The organism is Rummeliibacillus sp. TYF-LIM-RU47, from assembly GCF_008638315.1.
Classification (GTDB): Bacteria; Bacillota; Bacilli; order Bacillales_A; family Planococcaceae; genus Rummeliibacillus; species Rummeliibacillus stabekisii.
The window spans coordinates 856,601-876,118 of sequence record NZ_VVIR01000001.1; the positions used below are offsets into that span (position 1 = coordinate 856,601).

23 protein-coding genes are annotated in these 19,518 nt (G+C 37.0%); all 23 read left to right on the top strand.

Features of this window, described 5'->3' with window-relative positions; all coding sequences use genetic code 11:
- Positions 1 to 2 precede the first annotated feature (2 nt).
- The 23 genes from fliG (at position 3) to F0527_RS04275 (ending at position 19,515) form a co-directional block, all read left to right on the top strand.
- Positions 3 to 1,016, top strand: a complete 1,014-nt coding sequence (gene fliG / locus F0527_RS04165) for a flagellar motor switch protein FliG (protein ID WP_066785597.1) — start codon at positions 3 to 5, stop codon at positions 1,014 to 1,016.
- Positions 1,000 to 1,776 carry a flagellar assembly protein FliH gene (gene fliH / locus F0527_RS04170; protein WP_184117508.1) on the top strand — a complete coding sequence of 259 codons (777 nt, stop codon included), beginning with the start codon at positions 1,000 to 1,002 and terminating at the stop codon, positions 1,774 to 1,776. Before fliG ends, fliH begins: the two co-directional genes overlap by 17 nt.
- A gap of 3 nt (positions 1,777 to 1,779) precedes the next feature.
- Positions 1,780 to 3,105: a flagellar protein export ATPase FliI gene (gene fliI, locus F0527_RS04175; RefSeq protein WP_150283899.1), complete on the top strand. Its 1,326-nt coding sequence runs from the start codon at positions 1,780 to 1,782 to the stop codon at positions 3,103 to 3,105.
- A complete protein-coding gene (gene fliJ, locus F0527_RS04180) occupies positions 3,106 to 3,555 on the top strand; it encodes a flagellar export protein FliJ (RefSeq protein ID WP_066785603.1) in 450 nt (149 codons plus the stop codon).
- 4 nt (positions 3,556 to 3,559) lie between these two features.
- Positions 3,560 to 4,174 carry a MotE family protein gene (locus tag F0527_RS04185; protein ID WP_150283900.1) on the top strand — a complete coding sequence of 205 codons (615 nt, stop codon included), beginning with the start codon at positions 3,560 to 3,562 and terminating at the stop codon, positions 4,172 to 4,174.
- Positions 4,175 to 4,218: 44 nt separating this feature from the next.
- The gene (locus F0527_RS04190; protein ID WP_150283901.1) at positions 4,219 to 5,538 is read left to right on the top strand and encodes a flagellar hook-length control protein FliK; all 1,320 of its coding nucleotides are present in this window, start codon (positions 4,219 to 4,221) and stop codon (positions 5,536 to 5,538) included.
- Between the two features lie 3 nt (positions 5,539 to 5,541).
- A complete protein-coding gene (gene flgD / locus F0527_RS04195; RefSeq protein ID WP_150283902.1) occupies positions 5,542 to 6,225 on the top strand; it encodes a flagellar hook assembly protein FlgD in 684 nt (227 codons plus the stop codon).
- 12 nt (positions 6,226 to 6,237) lie between these two features.
- Entirely contained in the window at positions 6,238 to 6,621 is a 384-nt protein-coding gene (locus F0527_RS04200) for a TIGR02530 family flagellar biosynthesis protein (protein ID WP_150283903.1), read from the top strand.
- A gap of 77 nt (positions 6,622 to 6,698) precedes the next feature.
- Entirely contained in the window at positions 6,699 to 7,481 is a 783-nt protein-coding gene (flgG, locus tag F0527_RS04205) for a flagellar basal body rod protein FlgG (protein ID WP_150283904.1), read from the top strand.
- Positions 7,482 to 7,549: 68 nt separating this feature from the next.
- A complete protein-coding gene (locus F0527_RS04210) occupies positions 7,550 to 7,774 on the top strand; it encodes a flagellar FlbD family protein (protein ID WP_066785618.1) in 225 nt (74 codons plus the stop codon).
- Positions 7,761 to 8,189: a flagellar basal body-associated protein FliL gene (gene fliL, locus F0527_RS04215; RefSeq protein ID WP_066785621.1), complete on the top strand. Its 429-nt coding sequence runs from the start codon at positions 7,761 to 7,763 to the stop codon at positions 8,187 to 8,189. Before F0527_RS04210 ends, fliL begins: the two co-directional genes overlap by 14 nt.
- Positions 8,190 to 8,257: 68 nt before the next feature.
- Positions 8,258 to 9,253 (top strand): flagellar motor switch protein FliM, encoded by a 996-nt coding sequence (gene fliM, locus F0527_RS04220; protein ID WP_066785624.1) that lies wholly within the window; start codon positions 8,258 to 8,260, stop codon positions 9,251 to 9,253.
- Entirely contained in the window at positions 9,246 to 10,466 is a 1,221-nt protein-coding gene (gene fliY / locus F0527_RS04225; RefSeq protein WP_150283905.1) for a flagellar motor switch phosphatase FliY, read from the top strand. Before fliM ends, fliY begins: the two co-directional genes overlap by 8 nt.
- A gap of 20 nt (positions 10,467 to 10,486) precedes the next feature.
- A complete protein-coding gene (locus F0527_RS04230) occupies positions 10,487 to 10,849 on the top strand; it encodes a response regulator (protein ID WP_066785630.1) in 363 nt (120 codons plus the stop codon).
- Between the two features lie 4 nt (positions 10,850 to 10,853).
- The gene (locus F0527_RS04235; RefSeq protein ID WP_150283906.1) at positions 10,854 to 11,528 is read left to right on the top strand and encodes a flagellar biosynthetic protein FliO; all 675 of its coding nucleotides are present in this window, start codon (positions 10,854 to 10,856) and stop codon (positions 11,526 to 11,528) included.
- Positions 11,521 to 12,189: a flagellar type III secretion system pore protein FliP gene (fliP, locus tag F0527_RS04240; RefSeq protein WP_147194135.1), complete on the top strand. Its 669-nt coding sequence runs from the start codon at positions 11,521 to 11,523 to the stop codon at positions 12,187 to 12,189. Before F0527_RS04235 ends, fliP begins: the two co-directional genes overlap by 8 nt.
- Positions 12,190 to 12,202: 13 nt before the next feature.
- On the top strand, positions 12,203 to 12,472 hold the full coding sequence (gene fliQ / locus F0527_RS04245) for a flagellar biosynthesis protein FliQ (RefSeq protein ID WP_150283907.1): 270 nt from the start codon (positions 12,203 to 12,205) through the stop codon (positions 12,470 to 12,472).
- A gap of 4 nt (positions 12,473 to 12,476) precedes the next feature.
- Positions 12,477 to 13,253 (top strand): flagellar biosynthetic protein FliR, encoded by a 777-nt coding sequence (fliR, locus tag F0527_RS04250; protein ID WP_150283908.1) that lies wholly within the window; start codon positions 12,477 to 12,479, stop codon positions 13,251 to 13,253.
- A gap of 1 nt (position 13,254) precedes the next feature.
- A complete protein-coding gene (gene flhB, locus F0527_RS04255) occupies positions 13,255 to 14,340 on the top strand; it encodes a flagellar biosynthesis protein FlhB (protein ID WP_150283909.1) in 1,086 nt (361 codons plus the stop codon).
- A gap of 20 nt (positions 14,341 to 14,360) precedes the next feature.
- Positions 14,361 to 16,394 carry a flagellar biosynthesis protein FlhA gene (gene flhA, locus F0527_RS04260; protein ID WP_066785647.1) on the top strand — a complete coding sequence of 678 codons (2,034 nt, stop codon included), beginning with the start codon at positions 14,361 to 14,363 and terminating at the stop codon, positions 16,392 to 16,394.
- Positions 16,391 to 17,500, top strand: a complete 1,110-nt coding sequence (gene flhF / locus F0527_RS04265) for a flagellar biosynthesis GTPase FlhF (protein WP_150283910.1) — start codon at positions 16,391 to 16,393, stop codon at positions 17,498 to 17,500. The genes flhA and flhF overlap by 4 nt, the downstream gene beginning before the upstream one ends.
- Positions 17,501 to 17,502: 2 nt before the next feature.
- A complete protein-coding gene (locus F0527_RS04270; protein ID WP_150283911.1) occupies positions 17,503 to 18,372 on the top strand; it encodes a MinD/ParA family protein in 870 nt (289 codons plus the stop codon).
- A 27-nt stretch (positions 18,373 to 18,399) separates the two neighbouring features.
- On the top strand, positions 18,400 to 19,515 hold the full coding sequence (locus tag F0527_RS04275; RefSeq protein WP_150284905.1) for a protein-glutamate methylesterase/protein-glutamine glutaminase: 1,116 nt from the start codon (positions 18,400 to 18,402) through the stop codon (positions 19,513 to 19,515).
- Positions 19,516 to 19,518 lie beyond the last annotated feature (3 nt).

Sequence of the window (19,518 nt, forward strand, 5' to 3'; positions counted from 1 at the left end):
CTGTGAACAAGAAAGATAAAGATTTAACTGGAAAACAAAAAGCAGCACTCCTGTTAATTTCCTTAGGACCAGAGGTTTCGGCTGCTGTTTATAAACATCTAAATGAAGAAGAAATTGAGAGACTGACACTTGAAATTTCAAGCGTAAAAAAAGTGGAACCAGAAGCAAAAGAAGAGATTATAGAAGAATTTCATAATATTGCGTTAGCTCAGGATTATATATCCCAAGGCGGGATAGGCTATGCGAAAACTGTTTTAGAGAAAGCACTGGGCAATGACCAAGCACAAGCGATTATTAATCGATTGACATCTTCTCTTCAAGTAAGACCATTTGATTTTGCTAGAAGAACGGATCCGGCTCAAATATTTAACTTTATCCAAAATGAACACCCTCAAACGATTGCATTAATTCTATCTTATTTAGAACCACAGCAAGCGGGAGTGATACTGTCATCATTGCCACAGGAAGTTCAAGCAGATATTGCCAAGCGTATTGCTACAATGGAATCTACCTCACCGGAAGTCATCAGTGAGATTGAATCAGTACTTGAGCGGAAGCTTTCTTCAACTGTAACGCAAGATTACACGGAAACAGGTGGAGTAGATGCTGTAGTAGAAGTCTTAAATGGTGTAGATCGTCAAACCGAAAAAACCATTTTGGATGCATTAGAAATCCAGGATCCAGAGCTTGCTGAAGAGATTAAAAAGCGTATGTTTGTATTCGAAGATATTGTTACGCTTGATAATCGTTCCATTCAACGTGTTATCCGCGATTGTGAAAATGAAGATTTGCTTCTTTCATTAAAAGTATCAAGTGACGAAGTAAAAGAAATTATCTTTAAAAATATGTCACAGCGGATGGCAGAAACATTTAAAGAGGAAATGGACGTTATGGGACCAGTGCGGTTAAGAGATGTGGAAGAAGCGCAGTCCCGAATTGTTGCAGTGATTAGACGATTAGAAGATGCAGGAGAAATAATTGTCGCACGTGGTGGAGGAGATGACGTTATTGTCTAAAATTATTCGTTTTGACAATCCTGAAAGCTCTAAAGAAATATTCCGCACAATTGAAATTAAAGACTTGTTTACACATCAAAGCACAGAGAATATAGAAGTTACGCCTGAAAGTCTATTTGAAGAAAGAGAACGTCTCCTAGATGACGCACGCCAAGAAATTGAGCGAGAAAGAGAGATGTTTGAGCAGTTTCGATTAGTTGCACAACAAGAGATAGAAGATGCAAAAGCAAACTGGGAACAAGAAAAGATGGAATTGCAGCAACAAGCATATGAAGAGGGCTTTCAGCAAGGTATTGAAGAAGGCCGTTTGAAAGCTGAATCTAATATGAGTGAAGCTATTCAATTGGCGAATGATACTGTACTCCAAGCAAAATCACATGCACAGCAATATTTACAAGAACAGGAAGCTGTTATCTTGAATATCGCAATTAATGCTGCAGAAAAGATTTTAGGAACTGTACTAGAGGAAAATGAAGAACGTTATATGGATATAGTACGCAGAGGCTTAAAAGAAGCGAGAGAGATGAAAGAAATTAAAATCTATACATCTTTAGCATATTACGAATTGGTATCTGCACATATAGACGAGCTAAAAGCCATGTTTCCTGTAGGTGTTCCTGTCATGGTATTTGTAGATGAGGATCTTGCTAATACAGATTCTTATATTGAAACAAATCACGGAAGAATTATGGTAGGCATTGATCAACAATTAAACGAGCTGAGACTTAAACTTGTAGAAATCTTAGAAAGTGTGGATTGATTCATGAAAGCAGCAGAATTAATGAAACATATATCTGGAATCCAAACCTTTAAAAAGTTTGGAAGGGTTACACGTGTTGTTGGCTTAATGATTGAATCACAAGGACCTGAAAGCTCTATAGGTGATGTATGTAAAATTCATGTAAATACTGTGAAACATGGACATCAAGAAATTCTTGCTGAAGTAGTCGGGTTTAAAGATGAAATTGTGGTATTAATGCCATACACCTCACTTCGTGAAATTTCGATAGGCTGTTTAGTTGAAGGAACAAATGCACCACTTGAAATAAAAGTAGGGCCAGAATTGATTGGCAAGGTGTTAGATTCCATGGGTCGTCCAATAGATGGAGCAAAATTGCCGAAGGGGCTATCGACAGTTCCAACGGAAGAAGATCCCCCTAATCCTTTAACTAGGCCACCTATCAATGAAACATTGGAAGTAGGCGTAAAAGCGATTGATGGGATGCTAACAGTTGGAAAAGGCCAGAGAGTGGGCATTTTTGCTGGCTCTGGTGTAGGTAAGTCCACATTGCTCGGTATGATTGCAAGAAATACAAAAGCGGATCTAAACGTTATTGCATTAATTGGAGAACGAGGTCGTGAAGTAAGAGAGTTTATTGAGCGAGATTTAGGACCAGAAGGACTTAAGCGGTCAATTGTAATTGCCGCTACATCAGATCAGCCAGCGTTGATGCGTATCAAAGGCGCATTTACCGCAACAGCTATTGCAGAATATTTCCGTAATAAGGGGATGAGCGTTATGCTCATGATGGACTCTGTTACACGAGTGGCGATGGCACAGCGTGAAATAGGCCTAGCTACGGGTGAACCACCTGCACAAAAAGGTTACACGCCGTCTGTCTTTGCTATTTTACCTAAATTGCTTGAACGGACAGGAACTAATGAATTTGGCTCTATTACAGCGTTCTATACCGTGCTAGTTGATGGTGATGATATGAATGAGCCAATTGCCGATACAGTGCGAGGGATTTTAGACGGCCACATTGTTTTGGACAGGGCTTTGGCAAATAAAGGGCAATACCCAGCAATTAATGTGTTAAAAAGTGTGAGTCGCTTAATGAATCATATTGCAGATAAAGAACATGTAAAAGCTGCAGAACATATCAGAGAACTTTATTTTACTTATGATAAATCAGAAGACTTAATCAATATTGGCGCTTATAAAAAAGGTACTTCTAGAGAAATCGACGAAGCGATTTACAATGAGCCTCTGATTACCTCTTACTTAAAACAAGGGTTTATGGATAAAATCAGCATGCAAGACAGTGTAGAAGAATTAGTGAAACTATCGAATGGCGGTGCAAGGTAGATGCAAGCTTATCAATATCGTTTTGATAAAGTAATGACAGTAAAACAGCAAGAAAAAAACCAAACAGAAATTGCCTTTAAAGATGCGCAGAAGTCATTTGAAGATATAGCTACAAAATTATATACACTTTTAAAGAAGAAAGAGGATTTAATAGAGTACCATGAAAAAAAACTTTTAAGTGGCGCAAGTATTAATGAAATGCGCCATCATACAAAGTTTTTGGAAAGTATCGAACGTTCTATTGCTGAGACCCAACAGAAAGTTGTACTTGCCCGTTCAAAAATGGAATGGCATAAAGATAAATTATTAGAAACTTCTTTAGAATATCGAAAATATGAAAAAATGAAAGAAAAAGATTATCGCAGTTATATGAAAGAACAAGATCGTCTAGAGTTAATTCAGTTGGACGAGCTATCTTCTATAGCTTATTACAACAAAGAAATCAGGTGAATATATGGCAAAGCAAAAGCCCAAAAAAAGAAGTGTACCTCAACAGAGCAATGAACAAACAATAGAAGAAAAAAACCCTGGTTTTTTCCAAAAGTTATTTTTTTGGGTCATTATTCCACTGCTATTTGTGTCTGCTGTGCTCCTGATTGTGGCAGAAGTTAGCGGAATTAATGTGTTTGAAAAAGCAAAAAATATGACAATTTCTTCTTCGCAAGACAATGAAGAGAATTTAACGAAAAGAAATTCACAAAATGAAAAGCAAATAGCCGATTTAAAAGCACAGCTCCAAGAAAAAGAAGCTGAAATAGCGAAGATGCAAGGTGAAATAGAAGATGCTAATAGTACAACTTCTAAAATGTCGATTGAAAAGCATCGTCTAGAAGTGCAATTAAAGAAGGCGGAAAACAATAAAAGTGAAACAACAAAGGAATTTGGCGATATTGTTACAACATACGAGAAAATGGCGCCAAAATCAGCTGCACCTGTTATAACAAACATGAAAGATAAAGATGCATTAAAAATCTTAACCAATCTTAAGCCGGATACACTCGCAGCTATTTTAGAAAAAATGCCAGCTGATAATGCTGCTCACTATACTTCGCTTTTATCCAAAAATTAGCACGAGCATGTTCCGCATGTTTTCGATGAGAGGAGGTGAACACATTGAATATTGACCGATTAGATTTAATTCAACCAGTAAAAGTAGAAAATGAAGGAACCAAACCTCAACAACAATCGGAGAGGAATTCCGGCTTTTTAAATGAACTGACCACAGCGACAGAAAAGACTGCAAGTAAAACTGAGTCAAATGTTGTTGAGATACCTAAAGAAGATGAAGAAAAAAATACTTTTCGTGTAAATTTGCAACAAGGTCTAGAAGGATTGTTAGGCGCAAGCCTAAAGCTTTCAAAAACACAGGCTCAAGTTGAAAGTAATGAAGTAAAACCAGATGATTTGATGCCAATTTTGCAAACAAACACGTTAGAAGAACTTGGTCAGCTCTTAAATGTAAAAATAGATGAAGATGAACTAACAAACGGACCATTAACGTTAGATAAAATACTTTCTTCACTAGGAATTCAAAATGAAGAGTTCCAAAAGACAATCAAACAATTAACAGAAGATGATGCAAAAGCACAGGACATTTGGGACTTGTTAGCTTCACTTGATCAGAACGCCTATTCTTTTATCCAAAAAATTGTCTCTTCTATTAATGGAGGAAAGGCTCCTGAATTGCCAAAGGCGCAAACATCAGAGTTACTCAAAGTTTTGAAAGTAGTAGCATTGGTTTCACAGAAAACAGATATGACGGTAAAGCAAGAATATTTAACATATCAAGCAAAAGAAATACTAAATGTTATTGCTGAAAAAGCAGGCCAACAAGCTGAACAAAGTAAAACTTCGAAGCTTACGTTGCCTAAATTGCAAAACACGCAAGATATGAATATAAAAACGAACTTAGAAGCGGCAGCAAATAATCAAGCAAGTACTGTTCAGCCGTTAACAAAAGAAATTACTTCTAACCATACAATTTCAATAGCTTTACCCGATAATAAAGCAGGGCAAGCTGAAACATTTGTGAAGGAATTCCAATCAATAATCGAACGAATGCAAATTTCAAAAAATATGGCTGGTACTAAACTGTTAATTAAGCTATATCCCGAAAACTTAGGATCCATTCGGGTAGAACTCTCTCAAAAAGATGGGTTACTGACAGCTCGTTTTCTAGCATCTACTGCTATTGGTAAGGACATGCTTGAAAGCCAAATACAGCAATTAAAGCAAGGGCTAGTCAATCAGCATATCCAATTAGATCGAATTGATGTGGCGCAAGCTTTGAGTGAGCCAGCAAGAAATGAAAAGGGCCAACAACAATTCCAGCAACAATCCTTTAAACAGCAAACAAATGACGATCAGCAGCAACCAGAAGAAAAAGAAGAGAGATCAAGCTTTGAGGATTTCTTAATGGAAATGGAGGTTTAATTATTGGAAGATGCTAAGGTGAATAATCAGTCTGTTAACACGAATTACTATTTATCCAATAAAAAAAATTCAACGAAGCAAACGGGTAATAGTTCATTAGACAAAGATGCTTTTTTGCAGCTTCTTGTGACACAGTTGCAAAATCAAGACCCGACAAGTCCAATGGATGATAAAGAATTCATCTCGCAAATGGCTCAATTTTCTTCATTAGAACAGATGCAAAATGTCGCCAAATCGATTGATTCTTTGTCAACCATCGCTCAACAATCGCAGCTTATGCAATACAACAGTTTTATTGGCAAAAGTGTTAATTGGCATGAAATAACGTCAAAAACGGATGAGGATGGCAAGCCTATCATCAATTCGGGTACGGGCGTTGTCAGTAAAATAACCTATGATGGTGATTCTGTGTTCTTAACTCTAGCAGACGGTAAAAAATTAACTCCTGCTAATATTTCTGAAGTAGTAGGTGATTCATCAACGGGTTCTGTTCCAAACTACTCAAGTTCCCTTGTTGAAGCTAGTATGCTAATAGGAAAAAATGTAACTTATAAAGATGAAAATGGTGATACAGATAAAACTGGCCAAATACAATCTGTGAAGAAATCAACTAATGGGGCTGTCATGTTTGTTTTATCTGATGGAAAAGAGATAAAAGAAGATCAGTTTACCTCTATCTCTGCCTAGGGAGGAGTAAATATGACGAAAATCAACTTTATCCCTCAACCATATCCGTTGCAAAAAGGTTTGCCGCCGAGAAATGTTCAAACAACAAAGCAAACATCAATCCAATCTTTTGGGGATCTTTTGGCAGAGCAGACAAATGGTCAGCTGAAAATTAGTAAGCATGCATCGAATAGGCTCAATGAACGCAATATTCATATTGATGAAAAGCAGTGGGCCAAAATTTCATCTAAAGTACAGGAAGCTAAAGCCAAGGGAGTCAATGAATCACTTGTTTTACTGAATAACGCTGCACTAATCGTCAGCGCGAAAAATGCAACCGTCATTACAGCCATGGACTTACAAGAAGCAGAAAATCAATTATTTACTAATATTAACGGAGCTATAGTGCTAAGCTAGGCAGGACCAGAAATGGATGCTTATGTATTGCCGAATGACAGAGGCAATACGCTTACTATGAAGGGAGAAAACATATTATGTTACGATCTATGTATTCAGGAATTAGCGGTCTTAAAAACTTTCAAACTAAATTAGATGTAATCGGCAATAACATTGCTAATGTAAACACGTACGGCTTTAAAAAAGGGCGAGTTGTTTTTAAAGACTTAATCTCACAAACTACTCAAGGAGCCACAGCACCTGGAGATAATTTAGGTGGTGTGAATCCAAAACAAGTAGGACTTGGCTCTCAAATCGCTACCATCGATACAATCCATGATGCAGGCTCTATGCAGACAACAGGTCGGACATTAGATGTCGCGATTGCAGGCGATGGCTACTTTGTCGTGAAAGATGGAGAAAATGAATATTATACAAGAGCAGGTAACTTTTATTTAGATAGCAATGGAACATTAGTAACAGGGGATGGGAAAAAAGTGGAAGTAGGAGGGGAAGTATCAATACCTACAACGGCAACACAGATAACAATAGGTAAAGATGGAACGGTCTCTTATATGGAAAATAATACACTGGTACAAGCTGGTCAAATTCAGATTGCTCGATTTGCGAACCCTGCTGGATTAACAAAAGTAGGCGGTAACTACTTCCAAGCGTCTAATAACTCTGGTGAAGCTCAAATCGGTAATCCGAACGAAGAAGGAAGAGGAACTATTGAATCTAGTTTCCTTGAAATGTCCAATGTAGATTTATCTGAAGAGTTTACGGAAATGATTGTAGCTCAACGTGGTTTCCAAGCAAATTCCCGTATTATCACTACGTCTGATGAAATCCTACAAGAACTAGTGAATTTAAAACGATAATATAGTTAGAACAATTTTAAAATGAGGAGGGGGCTGGGCCGGCTCTATTCACCCGGCCCTTATATCCTATGATTTCTTTAACAAAGCTTAATAAAAAAGCATTTTCATTGAATGCTTTATACATAGAATCGGTCGAAGAGTTTCCTGATACAACCATCACGTTAACAACTGGGCGAAAATATGTGGTATTAGAATCCAAAGAAGAAGTACAACGCAAAATAATCGCGTTTTACCGCTCGGTTCAACTTTTATCAAACCCGCATCTAAGAGGTGAGAAAGATGAAGAAGAATAAACTACTAACAATCATGTTGATTATCCTTGTTTCCATTACATTGTTAGGTGTTGTCGCTGTAGTTGTTGTGACACAATTAAATAAAGGGGCAGAGCCTAAAGTGGAAAGTATTGATGATGTCGTAGCATCATCGGTAGATATTGAAGAAATTACTACCAATATTAAAGAAGATAATTATGTTAAAATTGCTTTAAAAATACAAACATCAAATAAAGATGCAGCAGCAGAATTAACAAAACGTGATTTTCAAGTGAAAAGCATCCTTATTGATGAGCTTTCTGAAATGTCCAGAGAAGATTTGGAAGGTAAGAAAGGCAAAGAATTATTGGAAAGTACTTTAAAAACAAAAATTAATGAATTAATGCAAGAAGGAGAAGTTCAGCAAGTATATATAACTTCTTATATTATTCAATAAAATTTCTTAATTTACTTTGCCGGAAATAGACATTAAAAGCTTTATTTAATTTGTTTGGAGGTGATCGAATGGCAGGAGATGTGTTATCGCAATCTGAAATTGATGCACTGCTATCAGCTTTGTCTACAGGAGAGATGTCAGCAGATGATATTAAGAAGGAAGAGGAAGCGAAAAAGGTAAAAGTATATGATTTTAAACGTGCACTTCGTTTTTCGAAAGATCAAATTCGCAGTTTAACACGTATACATGAAAATTTTGCACGTTTGCTTACCACTTTCTTTTCTGCTCAGCTTAGAACATATGTACAAATTACTGTTGCATCCGTAGACCAAATCCCATTCGAAGAATTTATCAGATCCATTCCGAATATGACGTTGATTAATGTATTTGAGGTACCTCCGTTAGACGGTAATATCTTAATGGAGATCAATCCAAATATCGCATATTCTATGTTGGATCGTTTAATGGGAGGAAGCGGCTCAAGCCATAGTAATGTAGATAACCTCACTGAGATTGAAACGAAAATTATGACAAACCTTTTTGAGCGTTCTTTTGATAATTTAAGAGAAGCATGGGCCAATATAGCAGACATTGACCCCATATTAAATGAATTGGAAGTTAATCCGCAATTTTTACAAATGATATCACCGAATGAAACGGTGGTCGTCATTTCTTTTAACTCTATAATAGGTGAAACAAGTGGCATGATTAATATTTGTATACCACATGTTGTCTTGGAGCCCATTGTTCCAAACCTATCTGTCCGCTACTGGATGCAATCTAATAAAGCAGATGTTTCACCAGAACAAACCGCGATTATTGAAAAGAGGGTGAAACAATCTGAATTAGAAGTGGTAGCTCAGCTAGGTGATACTGATATTAGCATTGAAGATTTTCTCACACTTCAATATGGTGATGTGTTGCAGTTAGATCAAAAAATTAGCGATCCGTTAACTTTAAGTGTTGGAGGAATCCCTAAATTTACAATACAGCCTGGTACCATTAAGAAAAGAATGGCTGTCCAAATTATTGATTCTTTGAAAGGAGGAGACGACGATGAGTGATGACATGTTGTCGCAAGAAGAAATTGAAGCCCTACTGAGAGGTGAGTCAATTAATAATAACGATGATAACGTCGATAATGATGCTTCAGCGACCGAAACGTATAATGTGACAGACTATTTAGATCCAATGTCACAAGATGCGCTTGGCGAAATTGGAAACATTTCATTTGGTAGCTCAGCTACTGCCCTTTCATCATTATTGGGCCAGAAAGTTGAAATTACAACACCATCTATTACGATGATTAACCGCACGAATCTTGAAGCGGAATTCCCTCACCCGTATGTAGCTATTCAGGTCGAATATACTACTGGTTTAATAGGAATGAATTTATTAGTCATTAAACAATCAGATGCAGCAATTATTGCTGATTTGATGTTAGGAGGGGACGGGCAAGCACCCGCCGAAGATCTAGGAGAGATTCATTTGAGTGCAGTGCAAGAAGCAATGAACCAAATGATGGGTTCTGCTGCTACGTCAATGTCTACTATCTTTAATAAAAAAGTAGATATTTCACCGCCGATGATTGACCTCATGAATATCTCTAACAATGAGGGGACAGAAAATATTCCAACAGATGAATTGCTCGTAAAAGTCTCATTTAGATTAAAGATTGGCAATTTAATAGATTCAAATATTATGCAGTTACTGCCTTTAGAGTTTAGTAAATCTCTTGTCCATCAATTAATGAATCCTGAACAGGAAGAATCGGCTGTAACGGCGACAGAACTTCCCGAAACAACGATGCAGCATCAGCAAGAGGAAATTCATGCTGCACCAGTTAATACACAGCAAGAAGAACGACCAGTACAACAAAATACACAACCGCCGATGAATCATCAGCAGACACAAGAAGAGCCGTATATGATACAAGCGCGAGAACAGAGACAACCTGCAAACGTACAGCAAGCACAATTTGCTAGCTTTGAAAATACGAATTTGAAACAATCAGAAGCTAGAAATTTAGATATGTTGCTTGACATACCATTGCAAGTTACTGTTGAATTAGGTCGTACGAAACGTTCTGTAAAGGAAATTTTAGAACTAGCTAGCGGTTCCATTATAGAGCTGGATAAATTAGCTGGTGAACCAGTTGATATCCTAGTCAATAGTCGTCTAATTGCAAAAGGAGAAGTAGTTGTAATTGACGAGAATTTCGGTGTGCGTATTACAGATATCTTAAGCAAAGCAGACCGGCTCAATAATCTGAAATAGAAGTAAACGGGGGAATAAGAATGTCAAAACGTATTTTAATTGTAGATGACGCAGCATTTATGCGAATGATGATCAAGGATATCCTAACGAAGAATGGGTTTGAGGTTGTCGGAGAAGCTGGAGATGGAGCACAAGCTGTCGAAAAGTATGCCGAGTTAAAACCCGATTTAGTCACAATGGATATTACAATGCCTGAAATGGACGGCATTGCTGCATTGAAAGAAATTAAACAAAAAGATCCTAGTGCTATTATTATCATGTGTTCAGCTATGGGACAACAAGCTATGGTAATCGATGCAATTCAAGCGGGTGCAAAAGACTTTATCGTTAAGCCTTTCCAAGCAGATCGTGTAATCGAAGCTATCCAAAAAGCGTTAGGTTAAGTAAATGCGCTCTAAGTTACTTCTAAAAATAATGTTATATTTGACGGCATTATTTTTAATTACAAACCTTACTACGCCACATGTATCTATTGTTCATGCAGCATCGCATGATTCAGTTGATGATTGTTTGAAAAACCGGGATACATGTAAGAATGATACTTTGGCGCCTGTCTCGGATGATGATTCCGGGACAGCTGTCGGTTTGTCGGCATGGGATTATATTAAAATGATGCTAGCTCTCGGCTTTGTAGTAGTCCTCCTTTACGGGGTGCTAAAGCTTGTGAACAGTCGAAATAGTAAATATCAACAAAATCAACTTATGCAAAATTTAGGTGGCATTTCATTAGGGCAGCAAAAATCTGTACAGCTCTTAAAAGTTGGACAAGCGCTCTATATTGTAGGCGTTGGCGAAAATGTTAATATGCTGAAAGAAGTGACGGACCAAAATGAGAAAGAACGTCTGCTAGAACTATACAATGAACGGCAGGAACGTTCCTCACAAATGCCATATATACTGGAACTTTTAAACAAAAAAAAGGGACGGAAAAATAACCATCAAAAGGATCTTGCAAATCTGGACTTCAAAGGAGAATTAGAAGAACAGTTGCAAGAAATGAAAGAGCATCGCAATCAACAACTAGAAGAATGGAAACAAAAGGAGAGTAGAAAAAATGAATGATTTTATCCATTATTTCTCTGATAGTGATCCTTCCAATGTTTCATCTTCTGTAAAGCTATTGCTTACGCTGACAGTTTTATCTTTAGCACCAAGCATTTTAATTTTAATGACCTGCTTTACTAGAATCGTCATTATTTTATCGTTTGTGCGTACAGCTCTAGCCACACAACAAATGCCACCAAATCAGGTGATTGTTGGTTTAGCGCTATTTTTAACTTTTTTCATTATGGCACCTACATTTCAGGATGTTAATAAACATGCATTGCAACCATTATTTGATGAAAAGATAACATTAGATGAAGCATACTCAAAAGCTAGCAAACCATTTAAAGAGTTTATGAGCAAGCATACGAGACAGAAAGATTTAGACCTATTCTTAAAGTATTCTGGTGCGAAGGAACGTCCAAAAACGATTGAGGATATTCCACTTACAACAATGGTGCCTGCTTACACCATCAGTGAATTAAAAACAGCCTTTCAAATGGGTTTTATGATCTTCATTCCGTTTTTAGTTATTGATATGATTGTTGCAAGTATATTAATGTCCATGGGGATGATGATGTTACCGCCAGTTATGATTTCATTGCCATTTAAGATATTGTTATTCGTTTTGGTAGATGGTTGGTACCTGGTAGTAAAATCGCTTTTAGAAAGTTTTTAGGGGATGAGTATATATGTCAGCTGAAATGGTAATTAAAGTCGCGGAAGAATCAATTAAAATCATATTGCTCGTCTCAGGACCACTTTTGCTTGTAGCACTTGTCACAGGGCTTTTGGTTAGTATTTTCCAAGCTACAACCCAAATACAAGAACAAACGCTAGCTTTTGTGCCGAAAATTGTCGCTGTGTTAGTGGCCCTTATTTTTTTTGGCCCTTGGATGCTTACAAAAATGACATCCTTTACGAAAGACATTATTGCAAATCTCGGCCGCTTTATAGGGTGATTTGATGGAAGAACTATTACCTAAAATAAGCGTATTATTGCTCATACTTGTTCGGATATCTTCTTTTTTTATGATTGTGCCTTTTTATTCTTACCGCACAATTCCTGCGAAAGTAAAAATTGCTATTGCATTAGTACTTTCATGGATGATGTATTACACCATGGACATTAAGCCTTTTGAGATCAATGGAGACTACGTATTGCTGATATTAAAAGAAGCTGTTGTTGGCCTTTCTATAGGTCTAATGGCTTATATAATAATGACGGCAATTCAAATTGCAGGCGGTTTTATCGATTTTCAAATGGGTTTTGCAATCGCGAATGTCATAGATCCTCAAACAGGTGCACAAACACCACTAATGGGACAATTTTTTAATACACTTTCACTCTTAGTTCTTATCGGCACAAATGGACATCATTTAATATTAGACGGAATTTATTATAGTTATCAATATATACCGATGGACAGTGTGTGGCCGGATTTCGGAGGAAATAATACGCCGGTGTTTGTTATGAAAACATTCGCAAGTGCATTTGGGATTGCTTTTCAAATGTCCATTCCAATTGTTGCTACACTATTCCTTGTAGATATTGCATTAGGTATAACAGCGAGGACTGTTCCACAATTAAATATATTTGTGGTTGGTTTTCCAGTTAAAATAGGTGTAAGTTTTATTGTATTAATTGTCACGATGAGCGTAATGGTTATGGTTATGCAAAGGCTATTTAATATGATGCTTATTGCAATGCGAGAATTTATGGCGTTATTAGGTGGGGGATAGAATGGAATGGCTTCAATTAGACTTGCAATTTTTTGCAGGTGAAAAAACGGAAAGAGCAACACCTAAAAAAAGACAAGATGCCAGAAAGAAAGGACAAGTACTAAAGAGCCAAGATGTTACCAGTGCTATCGTCCTGCTATCTGTTTTTCTATTTCTACTCATTGGTGCTGGATCCATGCGCGATAGAATCCTTTCTTTTTTTAAACAAACCTTTTCTAAATACATGCTTATGGATTCTTTATCAATAGAGGTTGCCATACAGATTTATAAAGATGTAGTTGTCGAAATGGCATATGTTTTATTGCCGATTATGGCCATTGCTGTTGTAGCAGGAGTAGCAGGAAACTTTTTGCAATTTGGCCTACTCTTTACGACAGAGCCATTAAAATTTGACTTAACAAAGTTAGATCCTATTAAAGGTTTAAAAAGAATTATTTCCGTAAGGTCAATAATTGAATTACTAAAATCTATTTTAAAAATTTCTTTGATTGGTTCAGTAACAACAGCCATTCTCTGGATGAATATTGATGAAGTATTAAGTCTTTCTTTTAAATCGGCAGGAGCAACCTTAAGAACAATAGCAAAACTGACTGTACTAATGGGGATTGCTGCTTCTACCGTTTTATTAATTATAGCTATACTTGATTATCTTTATCAGAAATTTGACTATGAAAAAAACCTAAAAATGTCTAAGCAGGACATTAAGGATGAATATAAAAATTCAGAAGGTGATCCGCTTATTAAGTCCAAAATTAAGCAAAGACAGCGCGAAATGGCTATGAGGCGGATGATGCAAGAAGTACCGCATGCCGATGTGGTGATTACTAACCCGACACATTATGCTATTGCATTAAAATATGATGACCAAACAATGGATGCACCGCAAGTCATTGCTAAAGGAACAGATTTGATCGCCCAAAAAATTAAGTTAATCGCGAAAGAAAATAATGTTGTGATGGTAGAAAATCGCCCGCTCGCACGTGCAATGTACGATCAAGTAGAAATCGGAAAGCATATTCCAGATGAGTTTTTTAAGGCCGTAGCTGAGGTGTTAGCGTATGTATATAGAATTAAGCAAAAAATTTAAGGGCCAGAGGGAGAGATAATATGAAATTTCGCGATATTGCGGTATTAGCAGCGGTTATTATGATTGTAGCGATGCTCATCATCCCTTTGCCGCCATGGTTATTAAGTTTTTTAATCATTGTGAATATAACACTTGCATTACTTGTTCTGTTAACAGCTATGAATATGAAGGAAGCATTAGAATTTTCTATTTTTCCTTCGCTCTTATTATTGTTAACGTTATTCCGATTAGGACTGAACGTCTCCACTACACGTGCAATTCTAACTGGTGGAGATGCAGGAAACGTAGTAGAAACTTTCGGAACATTCGTTGTCCGTGGTAATGTTCTGGTAGGGTTAGTGGTCTTTGTTATTTTAGTTATTATTCAGTTTATCGTTATTACAAAAGGTTCAGAACGTGTATCAGAAGTAGCAGCACGTTTTACATTAGATGCAATGCCTGGTAAACAAATGGCAATTGATGCTGATTTGAATGCAGGTTTAATTTCTGAAACGGATGCAAGAGAACGCCGTGAAAAAGTGAGTAATGAAGCTGACTTCTATGGATCAATGGATGGTGCCACTAAATTTGTAAAAGGTGATGCCATTGCAGCGATTATCATCGTAATGATCAATTTAATTGTCGGATTAGTAATCGGTATTGTACAAATGGATATGGAATTTTCGGATGCAGTCCATTTATTTACGACTTTAACGGTTGGTGATGGACTAGTTTCGCAAGTGCCAGCATTATTGATTTCAACTGCGACTGGTATCGTTGTTACTCGAGCAGCATCAGAGGGTAATCTAAGTACAGATATTACTGGACAGCTCTTTACAAATCCTACATTGATTTATATAGCAGCTGGTACTATTTTTACTTTAGGCCTAGTAACGCCGATAAAATTTATCTATACCGTTCCTGTGGCTGCTATTCTTGCATTTATCGCCTATCGACTGAAAAATGCACACAAAGAAGATATTGAAGAATTAGAACAAATCGAAGAAGTAGAAACAACAGACAATTTAAAAAGCCCTGAAAATGTTGTTAATCTATTAAATGTAGATCCCATTGAATTTGAGTTTGGTTATGGGTTGATTCCTCTTGTTGATGCAACGCAAGGTGGAGATTTACTAGATCGTGTTGTTATGATTCGAAGACAATTGGCCCTTGAATTAGGGATTGTCATTCCAGTAGTCCGAATTCGCGATAATATTCAGCTTCAGCCTAATGAATATCGAATTAAGATAAAAGGCAGTGAGATGGCACATGGAGAATTGCTTCTTGACCATTATCTAGCAATGAGCCCAGGCGATGATGATTCGATTGAAGGAATTGATACAGTAGAACCGTCATTTGGGTTACCAGCTAAATGGATTACAGAACAAGTGAAGGAAGAGGCTGAGATGCTTGGTTATACAGTTGTTGACCCGCCTAGTGTTGTCTCTACGCATTTAACGGAAGTGATTCGTGCAAATGCAGCTCAATTATTAGGCAGACAAGAGACTAAACAATTGATAGACCATTTACAAGAGACAGCACCAATATTGGTTGAAGAAACAACGCCAACTCCGCTGTCTATAGGTGAGATCCAAAAGGTTTTAGCGAAGCTTTTGGCGGAAAATGTATCTATACGGAATTTGCCCATTATATTTGAAACATTGGCTGACTACTCCAAGTTAACATCTGATGTGGATGTATTAACAGAGTATGTAAGGCAGTCATTAGCACGACAGATTACGACGCAGTATTCAAATGGCGAGCAAGAGCTGAAAGTGTTGACTGTTTCAGCTAAAGTAGAAAAAATGATTGCAGATAGTATCCAACAAACAGACCATGGAAATTATTTGGCAATGGATCCGAATGACTCTCAAGCTATATTAGAGTCCATTGCAAAAGAAGTGGAACGTATTGCTTTGTTTGAGCAATCACCTCTTATCCTTTGTTCGCCTGCTGTACGCATGTATGTAAGGCAGCTAACAGAAAGGTATTTTCCACAAATTCCAATCCTATCATATAACGAATTAGAAGCATCGATTGAGATTCAAAGCGTTGGGGTGGTGAATGTAGAATGAAAATGAAGAAATATACTGCATCAACGATGGCTCTTGCAATGAAAAAAGTGGAGCAAGACTTAGGCGATGATGCAATCATTGTAAGTTCGAAAGTTGTCTATTCAAAGGGCTTCTTAGGAATGTTTAAAAAAAAGAGTATAGAAGTCATCGCGGGTAAGGAACCAATAAGAAAGACTACAAGCGTTTCTATTCCTGAAATAGACGATTTGCCGAAAGATGCAGTACTTCCTAATGAACAATCAGAGAAAATTAATAAAGAGCTGGCAGATTTAAAATCTTTAGTTAAAACGATACAAAGACAATCGGTCAGTTACCAATATCCTGATGAATATGAGGAAATCATTCAACGACTAGAGCAGCAAGAGCTAAATCCTGAGCTCATCACAGCAGTAGGTGATGAGCTCTTTCAAGTGAAGAAAAATGGAAACGAGAAATTAGCGAAAAAGGACTATAAAGAGCTAGCTAAAGAAGAGCTTATTAAATTATTACAGGGGCTCCCATTTGGAGGACTCTCGTATAACAAAAAATATATCAATGTTTTAGGTCCGACTGGTGTCGGCAAAACGACAACCATTGCGAAAATGGCCGCACTTGCTGTTTTGCAGAAAAAGAAGAAAATTGGTTTTATTACAACAGATACTTATCGGATTGCAGCGATTGAACAATTAAAAATCTATGCGAACTTACTTCAATCACCAGTAGAAATAGTTTATAGCAAAGAAGATTATGAACAAGCACTAGTCAAATTTGATTCATTGGATATTGTTTTTATTGACACAGCGGGAAGAAATTATCGAGAGGCAAAATATATCAATGATTTACGTGAACTAATAAATATAGAAGATAATATGGAAAATTATCTGGTGCTCTCTTTGACAGCGAAAGAACAGGATATGACAGAGATTGTAGATCAATTTTCAGAGATACCTATTGAAAAGTTCATATTTACTAAGATGGATGAGACAATTTCCATTGGCTCAATGCTCAATTTAATGGTTAAATATAAGAAGGGACTTGCTTACTATACGAATGGTCAGGAAGTACCAGAGGATATTGAGGAAGCTACTGCTGAAAATATAGTCGAATTGCTCATTCAAGGAGATTAGTTATGAAAGATCAAGCTCAATCATTAAGAATGAAAATGCAGCAAAATGCCCGGTTAGGAAAATCAATTGCCGTTGTGAGCGGAAAAGGTGGGGTAGGAAAGAGCAATTTTACTACTAACTTTTCTAATATGCTAATGTCCTATGAAAAAAAAGTGATTATTATTGATATGGATATTGGAATGGGAAATGTCCATATTTTATTAGGTAGAAGTGCCCGCTATAGCTTAAAAGATTACTTGCAAAGCGAAGTGACACTTGAAGAAGTGATATATGATGGACCCAATAATTTGAAGTATGTCTCTGGAGGGACGGGATTAGCAAGCATTTTAGAATGGACAGATGAAATGGTTGATCGTCTGCTTCTTGCTTTTGCAAAACTGCAGAAAGACTATGACTATATCTTATTTGATATGGGAGCTGGCGCCACTAACTGGTCTTTAGATTTACTAAATGCGGTGGATGACATTATTGTCATTTCTACCACAGAGCCGACATCCATAACAGATGCATATTCTATGATGAAGTATATTCATTTTAAAGATCGAGAAAAAAATTTCTATTTGCTTTGTAATAGAGTAATAACAAATGAGGAAGGAACCGATACATTAATTAGACTTAAACAAACAATGGCGCGTTTTTTGTCAAAAGACGTAACAATATTAGGATCCTTGCCTGAAGATCCTATAGTTCCGAAAGCTGTAAAACAACAAGAGCTTTTTACAATCTTATATCCCAATAGCAAGATTGCTAAAATAATGGAAGATATTACGAAGCGATATATAGAAGGGCATGCTTATGACGGTTTTATAACGCAACAGCCAAATAAGTTTATTTCTAAATTAAGAAGTATTTTTTTAAAAGGGCGTGATTAGTTGTCTATTATTCATTCCAAATCATTAATGATTGTCGATGATTCAGCATTTATGAGAAAGTTGTTGTCTGACTTTTTTGCAGATCATCCATATATTCGGGTTGTTGGCACAGCGAGAAACGGAATGGATGCAATAAAGAAAATTCAAATGCTGAAGCCTGACATTGTCACAATGGATATTGAAATGCCATTAATGAATGGCCTTGAAGCTTTAAAAATTATTATGAAAGACCACCCACTGCCTGTGATTATGTTGTCTAGCGCTACCCAAAGCGGGGCAAAAAGCACGTTTGAAGCGATGGATGCCGGTGCAGTAGATTTTATTCCAAAGCCAAGCGGCGCTATTTCACTTGACTTAAAAGATATTAAATCGGACATTATCCGTATTGTAGAAAATGCAGCTACTGTCCATGTGTCTAAGTTGACGAAAAAAAGAGAACCAATAGGTGAAAAAATCAACATTTCAAAAAATTTATTGGGAGATCAAAAAACAGTAAAGCCTTTAAATGAATCAAATGTTAAAACCCAAACGATAACATCATCAACACAAAAAAGTTGGCATACCAATGCTAAAAAAATCGTATTGATTGGCACTTCAACAGGAGGACCGCGTGCACTGCAAGAGGTCATCCCCTATTTGCCTCAAGATATGAAAGCACCTGTCATAATCGTTCAGCACATGCCGATGGGCTTCACCAAATCATTAGCTAACCGGTTGGATCAATTGTCCAAAATACGAGTGAAGGAAGCAGAGCAAGGAGACATTTTGCAAAACGGTGTGGCATATATAGCTCCTGGAGGTTATCATCTTCGCCTTAGGAAAGTCGCGAAAACATATGCAATTGAACTTGACAATGTAGAACCACCAAATGGAGGTCATCGTCCTTCTGTCGATATTATGTTCGATAGCGTCAGCCAGTTTAATGATCTCGACAAAATAGCTGTCATCATGACAGGCATGGGGTCTGACGGGACAAAGGGCTTGCAGGCTCTAAAAAGAAACGGAAATGTGAAAGCAATCGCCGAATCAGCTAATACAAGTGTTGTATATGGGATGCCGAAAGCTGCCTATGCGACAGGTTTGGTAGATGAAGTAGCAGATTTACACGATATTTCAAAAACAATAATGAAATATTTGACTTAAGGG